Raw genomic sequence first — 12870 nt, forward strand, 5'->3', positions numbered from 1 at the left:
GAGGTGATGCCGGTGGACAAGCAGATACTGTACCAGTACATAGACGCCTGCGAGCTGGTCAAGGAAACTGAGGAGGAAATCGAGAGGCTCCAGCGCCGCCGGCGGGAGACCGTCACGGATAAGGTCAGGATGTCAGACTATGATTTCCCTTTTGGTGAGATCAGCTGCACCATTCACGGCGTGCCCTATGACGCCCTGGATCACGATGCACTGGACCGGAAGGAGCACATCCTGGAGCAGCGTAAGGCCGCCGCAGAGGCGATCAAGATACAGGTGGAGGAGTGGCTGGTGACGGTGCCGCCCAGGATGCAGCGGATCATCCGCTACAAAGTCTTTGAGGGGATGACCTGGGGGCAGGTAGCGGCAAAGATGGGGCGGAAGGCGACAGAGGCAAGCGTAAAAATGGAATTTCAAAGATTTATGGCAGAAAAGTAAAGTTTGTTACGATTGTTACCAATGTTACGAATCAAAGTGTTATAGTGTAAACTGGAGTCAGTGAATAAACCCATTGATTTAGCCCTCCTCAGAAAAATCCCCCGTCAGGTGTCACAGCCTGGCGGGGGATTTAAATTGTTGACGCAGGGTGGAGGAGTTGGAACCTTGCCGGGTTTATGCCCCGGAGAGCGCCGGTTCGAGTCCGGCCCCTGCTACTTAATTTTGGCACATGATTTAAGCGATTGAGAGGTGGTGATATTGCCAAGAGCGCCGGATCCCCGCGTGGAACAGGCAGAATCCATGTTCCAGAGTGGGAAAAAGTTGATTGAGATCGCCGAGGCCCTGGGCGTTCCAGAGGGGACGGTTCGAAGCTGGAAGAACCGGTATGGGTGGGGCAATGCAACGCTGCAAAAACCAAAACGCAACGTTGCGAAAAAGAGAAAGGCAGAAAGAAAAGCTGTTGCGGAGGCGGTGGATCAGGTGATGGAGAATCCGGATCTGACCGATAAGCAGCGGCTTTTTTGCGTCCTGTATGTTCGGTGCTTTAACGCCACGAAAGCATATCGGAAGGCCTATGGTTGCAGCTATGAAACGGCCATGGCCAACGGATCGGCGTTGCTAAAAAATGCTAAGATTCGAGACGAGATCACCAGCCTCAAGCAGGCACGTCTCAATCGCGAGATGCTGGACGAGCACGATATTTTCCAGAAGTACATGGACATCGCCTTTTCGGACATTACAGATTTCGTGGAGTTCGGCCGGGAGCGGGTTCAGGTCATGGGAGCTTTCGGGCCGGTTGAGGTGAAGGATCCTGAAACCGGCAAAAAGATCCCGTTGACGAAAGAAGTAAATACTGTCCGGTTCCGCGAGTCATCGCAGGTGGATGGTACCCTGATCGCCGAGGTGAAACAGGGAAAGGACGGAGCTAGTATCAAGCTTATGGACCGCCTGAAAGCCCTTGACTGGCTGGCCGATCATATGGATCTGGCCACAGAGGAACAGAAAATGAGGATTGCTACTTTGAAGGCAAAAGCGGGATTCGGCGTAGAGGAAGAAACAGAGGACGATGGATTCCTGGATGCGTTGAAAGGATCCGGGCAGGAAGATTGGGCTGGGGCAGTGCCCCTGGAAGGAGTAGAGACAGAAAATGATGAAGACCCGCAGACCGATATTTAAGTTTAAGCCATTATCTAAAAAACAGCGGATGGTCCTGAACTGGTGGACAGAAAACAGCCCGGTGAAAGATTACGATGGAATTATAGCTGATGGCGCGATCCGGTCCGGAAAGACCGTTTCCATGTCCCTTTCTTTTGTGTTTTGGGCCATGTCGTCTTTCAACGGCGAGAATTTTATAATGGCTGGAAAGACCATCAGCTCCTTCCAGCGCAACGTGCTCACGAACCTGATAACCATGCTGCGCAGCAGAGGCTATCATTGCACCCACCACATATCAGGCGAAACGCCGAATATGCTGGAAGTATCCAGAAAAGGCGTGACCAACTACTTTTACATCTTCGGCGGCAAGGACGAGGGCTCCCAGGATCTGGTGCAGGGCATCACGGCCGACGGCGCGTTCTTTGACGAGGTGGCACTGATGCCGGAATCCTTTGTCAACCAGGCGACTGGACGATGCTCAGTAGAAGGCGCCAAATGGTTCTTTAACTGTAACCCAGGAGGGCCGCTGCACTGGTTCAAAATTAACTGGATTGATAAGTGCAGACAGAAAAAACTCATTTACCTGCATTTTACTATGGACGATAACCTGAGCTTGTCTGAGAAAGTTAAGGCTAAGTACCGGAGTATGTATGCCGGCGTGTTCTATCTGCGGTATATCAAGGGACTTTGGAAAACCGCCGAAGGTTTGATATACACGATGTTTACAGACGCTAATATGTATGACCAACTGGAGGAGCGTACTAGGCACGTGTCCGCCAAAAGCATTGCAGTTGACTACGGCACTACGAATCCCTGTGTATTCTATGAGATATGGGATGATGGGGAAGTCCTGTGGGTGGAAGACGAATACCGTTGGGACAGCCGGTCAGAGGAGGCCAGGCGGTCGGCAAATCCGCAAAAGACAGATTCCCAATATGCGGATGATATGGAGGTGTTTATGGGAACGCAGCCGGAAGACCAGTGCATGATTATTGTTGACCCTTCAGCTGCCTCTTTCATTCAGGAGCTGAGGAGCCGCGGATGGGTAGTAAAAGAGGCAGACAATGATGTGCTTGATGGTATCCGCAAGACGGGGGCACTCATTGCGAAACGAAGACTCCGCATTAACCGCAAAAAATGCAAAGGTCTGATTGCGGAGATGCAGTCTTATGTATGGGACGATAAGGCTGCAGAGAGGGGAGAGGAAAAACCAGTAAAGCTATTAGACCATGGGCCGGACGCGATCCGGTATAAGGTAAATTCATTGCCGAATTGGAGGATTGGAGCATGAATGGTGAGAAGAAAAAGGTGAGTTTTTTGAACAGCGAGTTGGTTCTATCGGTTATACAGGCTGTAGAAATACAGTATAGAGCGTATCAAAAGTTTTTGGATCTGACGGGGAATGAGAAAGAGGCAAGATTGCAAACAATGACCTATATGATTGCGTTTCTGCATAGTCCATTCCCGCCGAATGAAGGAGTGTAATATGGCCAAGAGAAAACGGGCCCTGGACCGGGCAAGAAAATCGAACAACACCAGGCAGGCGCCCGTCAGTACGATGGATGCCTTTTCCAATCCTGCCGCACGGATCGGATTCGGGACCATGGACCTTTTGCAGGCCACCACGTACCCCATGACCAGGATGACGCAGAACTATGAGCTGCTGACCAGCTTGTACCGGGATAACTGGATCGTGCAGAATATCGTGGCCACGATCCCCAATGACATGATCCGGAAATGGTACGAGATTAAATCCGGAGTGCCCCCGAAATACATCGACCAAATGACAAAGCTGGAGCGGCGGACGCAGCTACGGAAAAAGCTCCTTCTGGGGATGTACTGGGGGAGGCTATACGGTGGCGCAGTTGGTGTGATCCTGATCAAGGGCCAAAATGATTTAAGTCAGCCGTTGGATCTGGATATGGTCTTTCCCGGCTCTTTCCTGGGCCTCCAAATCCTTGACCGCTGGTCCGGCGTGTATCCGGAGGGCGAATTGGTGACAGACCCATCTGACCTAGATTTTGGTTTGCCTGCCTATTACACGATCCGGGACGATACCACCGGATACATGGTGGCCAGAGTACATCACAGCCGGATCATCCGGTTTATTGGCCGGGAGCTCCCCTGGTTGGAGCAGGTAACGGAAGTCTACTGGGGAGAGAGCGAGCTTGAGGCGATTTATAACGAGATTGTCCGGCGGGACAATGTAGCCGCCAATATCGCAGCGCTGACCTTCCGGGCCAATGTTAATTACATGGAGACGGATGGACTGGATCAGCTGCTGGGCACCGCCAATACGGAGATGCAGCGGCGTTTCTGGAATGTTCTGGCCGCACAGTCTGTCATGGAGAGTAATTTTGGTACCAGAGTGATCAATAAGGGAGATGCGATCCATAACACGCAGTATACCTTTACTGGCCTGCCAGAGGTATATGATCGGGTGATGATGGATGTGTCTGGAGCTGCCAGAACACCGGTAACAAAGCTCTTCGGTCGCTCTCCTGCCGGCCTAAACGCTACCGGAGAGGCCGACATGCAGAATTATTATGATTACATAGACGGCTTGCGGGAAAATGACCTGCGACCTATTATTGAGCGTTTATTGCCTATCATGGCGCTGTCGGCCTGGGGAGTGATACCGGATGATCTGGACATTAAATTCCCCGCAATGCAGACCGCTGATGCCAAGGAACAGTCCGAAATCACCGAACGGAATACGGCATCCATCCTGTCCGTATATCAAAATGATTTAATGGATGCGGCTACAGCCATGCAGGAGCTGAAGGCGATGGGCGAGGAAACCGGAATATTCAGCAAGATTTCCGATGAGGCCATCGAGGCCGCCCGCGGGCAGACGTATACCAACAGCAAACTGATGGCTGACCCGCTGGCAGGGCTGGAAATGGCCGGGAACCAGCCGCGGGAGCCGAGTGGGGAGGAGCAAAATGCCATTTGAGGACAAAGAAGAGATATTCAAAGACGGGACACTCTGCATAGACGGGGAAGAAATCGAGATTCTAGGTGGTTTTAAGAAAGAGCAGCTGGAACTTTCTCTTCTTCTTGAGGAGCTAATCTATACTTTAAAAAAATGGGGTGAAACATGGGAATCTTGAAAATGATTAGACAAAAACGCTGTAAACATCATTATGTGAAACACTATGACCCGAAGCAAAAGGGATATGTGCGGCGGTGTTCTATTTGCGGGAAAGTGGAGGAATATGGGGCTGTCAAGAACGTGTAAAAGGTGCAGGTGCTGTCCTAAGCGTGAAGCCTGTGATCTTAAGCGCATGGAGAGCCTGGGATATTTGGATCCTTCTACCTTTACTTTCCCCGTGGAAATACATGTAAATGTCGACACGGGCGCTGATATCTCCAAAATTTCCGAAGACATCTCAAAAGTATTGGGAAAGGTGGTTTTACATGGCGATTAAACTTATTCGCCCGCCCGAAACCAAAGACCTGACATTGTTTCTCCGGCAGCTCTTTTTGCGAGCAGAGCGTCAGATCATTGATGAGATAACCCGCAAGCGCGCCGCCGGGTATGTGGACTATGCAGAGGTCGCCGCCCTGGAACGGGTGCAGCAGATTCTGCAGAACATGCAGGACGAGTGCTGGGAGTATGTTCCTGAGATGATCGAGAAGATCTTTTATCGGTCGGATAAAGATGCCGCAGGATATCGCAATGCCAGGACACTCACAGCGCCGCAGACAGCCGCAGTAAATCAGCTGTCCTACAATCTGCTGGGAGAGATCGCAGAGGCGTCAGAAACGGCCTACAAGACGGTGCAGGGCTTTTACACAATTGCCAGGCTGGAAACGGATCCATATCGTACCGCGGCATTAACGCAGGTTGCACAGCAGGAGGCCTCCGGCATTGGATGGACGCAGACCAGCGCCCGTATGGCCCGGGAGCTAAAAAACCAGGGGATCACAGCGTTTACGGACAAGGCCGGACGGAAATGGACACTATCGGACTATTGTAATATGTGCGCCCGGACCACTGCCCGGCAGGCGGAGGTGGCAGCCGTGCTCACAGCAGACGATCATGACCTATGGCAGATCGTTAAGATCGGGAGTACCTGTCCGGTCTGCGCTCCATTGGAAGGGCGGGTGTACAGTAAAAGCGGCACGAATCCGGATTATCCGCCGCTTTCTTTGGCGTTTGGAAAGATAGACCCAGCGGGGGCAGAGAGTTTGGAGAACACATATTTAAACATCCATCCAAACTGCTTAGTCCCTGGGGGCTCTATACTTTGCGAGAGCCTCGTGTCTGCGAGCCGGAGGTATTACACAGGGAACGTAATCACTCTCATCACTGCCAGCGGAAATAAAATCACCATCACTCCAAATCACCCGATATTGACGGCGGAAGGATTTGTCGCTGCGGGAACGCTCAAGGAAGGCGATGAAATCATTGAGGCAGCCCGGAAATATCGTAGACTCCTTAGAAAGGCACCAAATAGTATAAACATTCCAACCAGAGTCGAAGAGATATTTTATTCTTTCATTAAGACGCGCGGCAGCACGACCTTCAGCATGGAAGGCTCCCCCGTACAGTTCCACGGCGACGGAATTTCCAATCGCAAAGTCGATATTGTATTTCCCGCAAGCTTTGGAGTAGGTGAAGGGAATATTGTTAGCAGTGAGCCAATCATTAAAAATGACTTCCCACCTGCTCATCTTAGGTGGCTTTCGCTCCTTGCCAATAGCGCGGCGACAAAGGTCATCATAAGAGCGCTTTTTCCCTTTTATTGCTTCGTGAGCAGCTTTGGTTTTGTAGGCGGTATCAAAACTATATCCATAAACGGTAAAAAGCTTTCCGACTTGAGATGGAGAACAACCGCAGGCTTCAGCGATTTGAGTATAGGTCATACCTTGATTGTGAAGTTCAAGAAATTTCTCAAATTGTTCTCTATGGGTTTCAAGGAATACCGGAGAGACATCATAAAATTTCCGGTGTCCTTGCCGAATTGGCAAAGGTACTCCAAGTTCATTTTCGGCGTGTTTAAGCGCTCGAATAGGAACGTTATAGTCCCGGGAAACTTGAGCACGAGAGACTCCTTTGCTATACAAAGATTGAAGAAGTTCTTTGGTGATGATTGCTTTATCGTAAGCAAGCTTACGCATATTGAAACCTCCTATTACGATGGTTATGTTTATAACCTTGAAACTCGGCAAGGTTACTATGTATATAATAACATAGTGACACATAATTGTCTACATAGCCTAGTCAAATATACCACCATCGGCAAAACGGATAAGCAGATTAAACGAGACAGGGATTTTTCCGATCCGGCTCTTAATCCTCTGAACCGTGATCCTCGAACTAAAAAGCAGATTAAGGCTTACCAGGAAAAGGAGCGAAACAGACGGAAACTGCTGGATGATATTCACCAGTGGCGCCGGTATCGGGCTGTACTGGGGGATAAAGCCTACAAAACCTTTAAGACCTTCCAGGAGCACAAGCGGGCGGACGATGATGTGTACAAGAAGTTACAGGTGGAGTACCAGAAACAGAATAGAGAGATAAAGGAGACGCTGAGTGATAACGAAATTTAATAAGCGTGGCAGCCTCTACTATGATGGAACTCACTGGTACAAGCCATGTGTTCAGGACGGAAAAACAGTTTTAGAGATTTTGAGCGATGATGAGGCTGCGAAAATTGTGAAAGAAAGGGACTTATATTATGGCGAAATTCCGGATTGAGTGTGATGGTAATAGAACCCAAATATGGATTGGGAACGAGGAAATCAGCAAAACAGTCGAAAAGATTGTGTTTGAGCAGCGGGGAGATTCACCTCCGCGGGTAAAGTTAACATTTTATCCCATAGACTTCGATTGTTTTGCTTACACAAGTAAGGGTGATAAAGATGGATGATTTTTTAAACATCTTAGAAAAAGCTGCCGCCGAGGAAGCCCAGGCCCAGCGCCTGTATGCGGCCATGATTCTTCTGGCTCCGGATGAGGATAAGGCCCAGCTCTTAGAGATCTTTAAAGATGAGAGTGATCATGCCGTAAAAATCCAGGACATGCTGGTGCGGTACACCACAGGGGAGCCCGGCACAGTGGCAGAGCAGACAGGGGAGGTGGACTGATGATCCAATATTACGGCTACACCATAAGCCCAAACCAGATTGAGACGCACGACGGATTTTTGATCTGCCGCAATGTCCCGATTGCCCGAACCGGTGACCAGGATTATCTGGGGAGCGAGATCGGCCTGGATGGGACAGAGGCCGGGAAGGTGCTGGCAGTCCACCGCAGCCCAGAAGAAGTTTTTTCTCAGGCCACGCTGGCCAGCTTTGAGGGTAAGCCGGTGACCAATGACCACCCGCCTGGAATTATTGGCCCGGACGATGTGCGCCTTTATGAGATGGGTCATGCAGAGAACATCCGGCGCGGCGCCGGCGAGTGGGCAGATTACATCCTGGCAGACCTCCACATTCATGATCGGGAGCTGATTGACGCAATCCAGGGCGGAAAACGGGAAGTCAGCTGCGGATATGAGTGTGAATATGTCCCCAATGAGGATGGGAGCTATAGCCAAAAAAATATCAGAGGGAATCATATAGCAGTCGTGGATCGGGGGAGAGCCGGGAAGCGGGCTGCTATTTTAGATTCAAATACAATTCACCCGGCGGAGAATCCGCCAGAAAGGAAGGTAACTATGAAAAGTAAGCTTTTGGAATGGTTTGGCCTGGCGGTGAAGGATAAAACGCCGGACGAAATCGCCAAAATGGCCCAGGATGCAGCCGCTGCAATGGACGAGGGCACATTACCAGCAAAGGAGGATCCAGCAAAGGAGCCACCGAAAGAGGAACCCACGAAGGACGGCGGAGCTTTTGACGTGAACAGCCTGGATGATGCATCCATTGATGGCCTGTTGGAAAAACTGATGGCCCGCAAAGCAGCGAAAGAAGCCGCCACAAAAGAGGCGGACGGAGACCCGCTGGAAGAGACCATCAAGGCCCTGACCGGGGAGACCGCCGGTGATCCGGAAGGGGCCCATGTAGTGCCCGCGGAAGAAATGGACGAAGGCCGCGGCGCCTGTGGAGCCGGTGCAATGGATAAGGCCTTGGCAGCTGGAATCCTTAAAGCCATGCGCCCGGTAGTGGCTGGGATTAAGGACGATAAACAGCGCGTGGCTGTGTCTGATGCCCTGATTAAATGCGTAACGGCCCAGGACGGTGCATCCGATATCGCAAAGATCATGCAGGCGGCCCAGAACAATGCGCAGAAGGCCGCAGATTCCCGTCCGAACCAGCAGAAGATTATTGATGAGGTGCAGGCGGCGTATGATGCCTGCAATCCCCACAAAACAAAAAAGGAGGATAAGCGATAATGAGAGGACAGACGATTGGTAAGACAATGCCCCACGGCTATGCGGGATCTTATGCCCGACAGCCAGATTCCGTGATTGATTCCCATCCTTTGACCGGGACGGCAAATGTGCCTTTTGGCCTGGCGGTGGTACGGGATACTGCAAACACCCAGGCAGTGGCACTCCCCACCGACACATCTACGGCAGCCCAGTTCTTGGGTGTGGCTGTACGCGAGATTAAGTCTGCTACAGACTACTTAAACCAGAATATAGGCCAGTATACCCCCGGGGAGGCCGTACCGGTAATGAAACGAGGATGCGTCAATGTTAAATGCCAGAAGGGTACGCCGGCCGTGGGCGGTGCAGTATATCTGCGCGTAAAGGCCAATGCAAGTTATGAGGATGCAGTGGTGGGCGGATTTGAAGCGGAAGCGGATACCACAAATACGGTACAGCTGACCAATTGCCAGTGGAAAGGCATTGCGGACGCCAACGGAATCGCTGAAATGCGGATCATGACGATTATCAACGCATAAGGAAGGAGAGAAATAAATAATGCCGAATTTTAAGAATGTCGGAACATTTGACTTGGGCCGCAATACAAGCGGTCCGGTTAGGGCTTTTGCGATGGACGATGCAGGCATCGCATCCGGCCAGGCGTTTTTAACGTCCGAGCTGGAAAAGAGGGACATGATGGTGCGGACACCCCTTACCAGTTTTACATACACAAGGGACATCCCCATCCGGGTGGGTGGCGGATGGGCCGAATTTGTCTCCGCCATGCAGGTAGGATATGGAATTACCGGAGGCTCCGGAGATAATCTTGTTACTGCCGGTGCAGCCAACGGCATCCCGATGGTACAGGCGGACTTTTCCAAGGGGCTGTTTAAGACCCATATGATTGCCGCCGGCACCCGCGTACAGTGGATTGATATGCAGCGCGGCAACATGACCGGCCGTAACCTGGACAGCCTGCTGCGGGACGGCCTGCGCATGACTTATGACAAACATATGGATGAGAATACCTATGTTGGCTTTAAGATCTATGACAGTACGGGATTACTGAATGATCCGGATGTCCTGGTTACCGATGCGGCATCCAACGGCGCGACCTCCCCCTCGACAAAGTTTAAGGATAAGACGCCGGATCAGATTTTGGCGGATATCAACGATGCGATTTTGACCGCATGGGCACAGGCAGAATATGACCTTGACGCGATCCCGAACCATATCATTATGCCGTATGAGCAGTACAACTATCTGGCGACCACCCGTGTGTCCGAGCTGGCGGAAAAGACAATCTTGACCTTCCTTCTGGACAACAACGTGGCTAAACAGAACGGCTCCGACCTATTCATTGGCGCTACAAACTGGTGCAAGGGCGCCGGTGCGGATGGCTCCGATGACCGCATGGCTGTCTACTCTAACAAAGAGCGCTACCTGGCGATGGATGAGCTGGTGCCGCTGACCAGGGCCATGACCAGCCCGAACACGGCGCATTTTTGCTACGATACGGCATACGCGGGCAACGTGTCCGAGACAGAAACGTTTTACGCCGAAACCATTGTGTATGTAGATGGGATTTAAGGAGGATGCAATGTTTATACTTTCCAAACGGAATTTCAAAGTGAGGCGGGCCGACGGCTCGTCTTTTTTAATCAAAAAGGATTTTATTGGAGACATCCCGGAGGATGTATTTAACAGCCGCTTGATCCAGAAGGCAATTAAGGGGGGCCTGGTGGCCGCGCCGGCGTCGCATAAGGACAAGGCACTGTATGAAGCGGATATGGAAGCTGCGGACAAGGCGGATGCGGTGGATATCCGGCCAGATGCCAAAAACAAAGAAAAAGCAGAAGAGGACAAGAAAACCCCCAAAAAGTAAGGAGGTGGCGGCATGTGGCCCTATGATTATATCAATCCCATGATCCCATATTTTGAGGGCGCAAAGCAGACAGCGGCCAACGTGCCGCAGCCGGAAGAGCACGGGGACTATACAGTGGAGATGTTCCGGACGGACTTCCCGCAGTTTTACAGCACTGGGGATCCGCAGGGACCACTCCTGCCGGAAGCCATGCTCCAGACATTTATTGACCAGGCAAATGACAGCGTGCTGCCTTCCAGATGGGGCTCTATGTGGCGGTACGCTGCGGGACTGTACGTAGCTCATTTTGCTGCCATGTACTTAAAGACCTATTCACCCAGCTCTGACAGCGCGTCCCAGGTAGCCAATGGGGCCGCCCAAGTGGGCGCTGTTAAGACAGCTACTATGGGGGATACCTCCATCGGTTACGATAACAGCGCGATTACGGCAGGCACCGAAAAATGGGGCACCTGGAATGCTACCCAATATGGGGCCCAGCTGGTGACAATGGCCCGCATGGTGGGCATGGGAGGGGTGTATGCCATATGATTTTTGACAATCCAATTTTTGCTGGATGGTATACGGATGCAGCGGATGTGTACCGTGTAGTTAATACTACAGTGGGGAATGTGGACACACAGGAGCGCAGGCAGGTAGGCGCTGCCATTCCCTGCCGGGTGTACAGCAGCCAGAAAAATGGCCCCGCCATGCAGGACACCGCCGCCCGGGTGCAGTCCACGGACAAGTTGTCCTGCGATGTGAGTGCGGATATCCGGGCCGGGGACGAGCTGCTTGTCACCCGCGGGGGAGCCTTGGGGCGCGGCGGCGAGCCGGAGCGCTATTTTGCGGGCAATCCCCAGCATTATTATGACCCTGTGGGAGGAGCGCTTACGGGACTGGAGCATATGGAGGTTGGGCTGCTGCAGCAGAATATTGTGAGGTGATGGGATGTCGAGCTTTGGGAGTCAGATGCGCAAGCGCTTTGCCGAGCTCAACAAGGCCGGTAAGGATGTGCCGAAAATCATGGCAGAGGTGGCCGAAGCAGCGACCATAGCCGCTGTGCAGGTGGCTGCTCAGAATACCCCTCCCAACGGCTCCGCTATCGCCGGGACAAATACGCGCAGCGGCCAGATGGCGCAGCACTGGGAGCTGGACAGCCAGACTAAGCCTGTTATGACCGGCGGCAGTGCGCAGACCGTGCTTGCCAACAACAAGCAGTATGCCTCATATGTCAATGACGGCCATCGCGTAGATAAACACTATGTTCCCGGCCTGATTAATAATGGCGGGCTTTTGGAACGAGTTGATCCTGATGTGGGAGGTATTATGGTTGGGACAAAAACCACCTACGTCCCAGGTCTGTACATGAAAGAAAAGGCTATAGGGAAATATCGGTCTGTCGTCCGAAAGGAACTGGACAGGAGAGTGAGGGAGCGGATGAAATGACCTTTACGATTGCAAATGTAATTGACAGTATCGCAGGAGTGCTCAAGGCCGGGTATGATTGCCCGGTATATTTGGGACCAAACCAGCAGGGGACTGATTACCCCTGCTTTTTTATATTTCTGATGCCCTCTTCTATTTCAGACGAACCGGATGGAAGATATTTTCGGAATTTGGGACTGGACGTGGTGTATGTTCAGGAGCGTAATGCCGCGGGCGGAAATGCGGAAATTCAGGCCGTGCAGGAGTATTTGGATGAGCACCTGCTTATGTTCGATTACTCAGACGGTACCGGGACCGTGTCGCTGCATACCTATGAGCGCGAGGCAAGTACCGAGGATCAGGAACTGCATTATAAGTTTCATATTCGCCAGCGAGTATCGCTTCCGCGTGATTCGAACCCCATGAGGGTGATGGAGGAAAACAATGTCACAGAAAAAAGCTGAGAAAAAATATACCGCCGAGAAGCTGCTGGGAAGTAAGGCTTTGGCGGGTTACCAGAAGGATTTTGCCAAGGTAATTTTGGGAAATGGAACCTACACCATTCAGGAGGCGAAAGCCGCCCTGGACAAGGTGCTGACCCCTGGAAAATCCGGAGAAAAGAAAGGAGATGGAGCAAACGCATAGCAGGCGGAACATGGACAAGCCAAAATA

General features: G+C 51.7%; 18 protein-coding genes and 1 tRNA gene. All 19 read left to right on the forward strand.

The window, feature by feature from the left end:
- Positions 1–435 (forward strand): hypothetical protein (locus B5E84_RS18005; RefSeq protein WP_330374307.1); only part of this gene is annotated, 435 nt, incomplete at its 5' end.
- Between the two features lie 142 nt (positions 436–577).
- Positions 578–650, forward strand: a tRNA-Ile gene (locus tag B5E84_RS18010).
- Positions 651–687: 37 nt separating this feature from the next.
- On the forward strand, positions 688–1611 hold the full coding sequence (locus B5E84_RS18015; protein ID WP_275533086.1) for a terminase small subunit: 924 nt from the start codon (positions 688–690) through the stop codon (positions 1609–1611).
- Positions 1583–2881, forward strand: a complete 1299-nt coding sequence (locus B5E84_RS18020; RefSeq protein ID WP_330374308.1) for a PBSX family phage terminase large subunit — start codon at positions 1583–1585, stop codon at positions 2879–2881. Before B5E84_RS18015 ends, B5E84_RS18020 begins: the two co-directional genes overlap by 29 nt.
- Positions 2878–3075: a hypothetical protein gene (locus tag B5E84_RS18025; RefSeq protein ID WP_087225629.1), complete on the forward strand. Its 198-nt coding sequence runs from the start codon at positions 2878–2880 to the stop codon at positions 3073–3075. The genes B5E84_RS18020 and B5E84_RS18025 overlap by 4 nt, the downstream gene beginning before the upstream one ends.
- 1 nt (position 3076) lies before the next feature.
- A complete protein-coding gene (locus tag B5E84_RS18030; protein WP_087225633.1) occupies positions 3077–4546 on the forward strand; it encodes a phage portal protein in 1470 nt (489 codons plus the stop codon).
- Positions 4536–4703, forward strand: coding sequence for a hypothetical protein (locus B5E84_RS20690; RefSeq protein WP_162612893.1), 168 nt, complete (start codon positions 4536–4538; stop codon positions 4701–4703). The genes B5E84_RS18030 and B5E84_RS20690 overlap by 11 nt, the downstream gene beginning before the upstream one ends.
- Before the next feature lie 307 nt (positions 4704–5010).
- Positions 5011–7149 (forward strand): phage minor capsid protein, encoded by a 2139-nt coding sequence (locus tag B5E84_RS18035; RefSeq protein WP_162612894.1) that lies wholly within the window; start codon positions 5011–5013, stop codon positions 7147–7149.
- Positions 7133–7297: a hypothetical protein gene (locus tag B5E84_RS20695; protein WP_162612895.1), complete on the forward strand. Its 165-nt coding sequence runs from the start codon at positions 7133–7135 to the stop codon at positions 7295–7297. Before B5E84_RS18035 ends, B5E84_RS20695 begins: the two co-directional genes overlap by 17 nt.
- A gap of 164 nt (positions 7298–7461) precedes the next feature.
- A complete protein-coding gene (locus tag B5E84_RS18040) occupies positions 7462–7686 on the forward strand; it encodes a hypothetical protein (RefSeq protein WP_087225639.1) in 225 nt (74 codons plus the stop codon).
- Positions 7686–8933, forward strand: a complete 1248-nt coding sequence (locus B5E84_RS18045) for a DUF2213 domain-containing protein (RefSeq protein WP_087225642.1) — start codon at positions 7686–7688, stop codon at positions 8931–8933. The genes B5E84_RS18040 and B5E84_RS18045 overlap by 1 nt, the downstream gene beginning before the upstream one ends.
- Positions 8933–9448: a structural cement protein Gp24 gene (locus B5E84_RS18050; protein ID WP_087225645.1), complete on the forward strand. Its 516-nt coding sequence runs from the start codon at positions 8933–8935 to the stop codon at positions 9446–9448. The genes B5E84_RS18045 and B5E84_RS18050 overlap by 1 nt, the downstream gene beginning before the upstream one ends.
- A gap of 19 nt (positions 9449–9467) precedes the next feature.
- Positions 9468–10499 (forward strand): DUF2184 domain-containing protein, encoded by a 1032-nt coding sequence (locus tag B5E84_RS18055; protein ID WP_087225648.1) that lies wholly within the window; start codon positions 9468–9470, stop codon positions 10497–10499.
- A 121-nt stretch (positions 10500–10620) separates the two neighbouring features.
- Positions 10621–10794: a hypothetical protein gene (locus B5E84_RS20700; protein WP_162612896.1), complete on the forward strand. Its 174-nt coding sequence runs from the start codon at positions 10621–10623 to the stop codon at positions 10792–10794.
- Between the two features lie 12 nt (positions 10795–10806).
- The gene (locus B5E84_RS18065) at positions 10807–11322 is read left to right on the forward strand and encodes a DUF4054 domain-containing protein (protein WP_087225654.1); all 516 of its coding nucleotides are present in this window, start codon (positions 10807–10809) and stop codon (positions 11320–11322) included.
- On the forward strand, positions 11319–11717 hold the full coding sequence (locus tag B5E84_RS18070; RefSeq protein ID WP_087225657.1) for a hypothetical protein: 399 nt from the start codon (positions 11319–11321) through the stop codon (positions 11715–11717). Before B5E84_RS18065 ends, B5E84_RS18070 begins: the two co-directional genes overlap by 4 nt.
- A 4-nt stretch (positions 11718–11721) precedes the next feature.
- Complete coding sequence (locus tag B5E84_RS18075) at positions 11722–12219, forward strand: HK97 gp10 family phage protein (RefSeq protein WP_087225660.1); 498 nt, start codon at positions 11722–11724, stop codon at positions 12217–12219.
- Positions 12216–12662, forward strand: coding sequence for a phage tail terminator family protein (locus tag B5E84_RS18080; RefSeq protein WP_087225663.1), 447 nt, complete (start codon positions 12216–12218; stop codon positions 12660–12662). The genes B5E84_RS18075 and B5E84_RS18080 overlap by 4 nt, the downstream gene beginning before the upstream one ends.
- A complete protein-coding gene (locus B5E84_RS18085; RefSeq protein ID WP_087225666.1) occupies positions 12643–12843 on the forward strand; it encodes a hypothetical protein in 201 nt (66 codons plus the stop codon). Before B5E84_RS18080 ends, B5E84_RS18085 begins: the two co-directional genes overlap by 20 nt.
- The last annotated feature ends 27 nt before the right edge of the window (positions 12844–12870 follow it).

Origin of the sequence: Lachnoclostridium sp. An14 (assembly GCF_002160755.1) — a bacterium.
Classification (GTDB): domain Bacteria; phylum Bacillota; class Clostridia; order Lachnospirales; family Lachnospiraceae; genus Lachnoclostridium_A.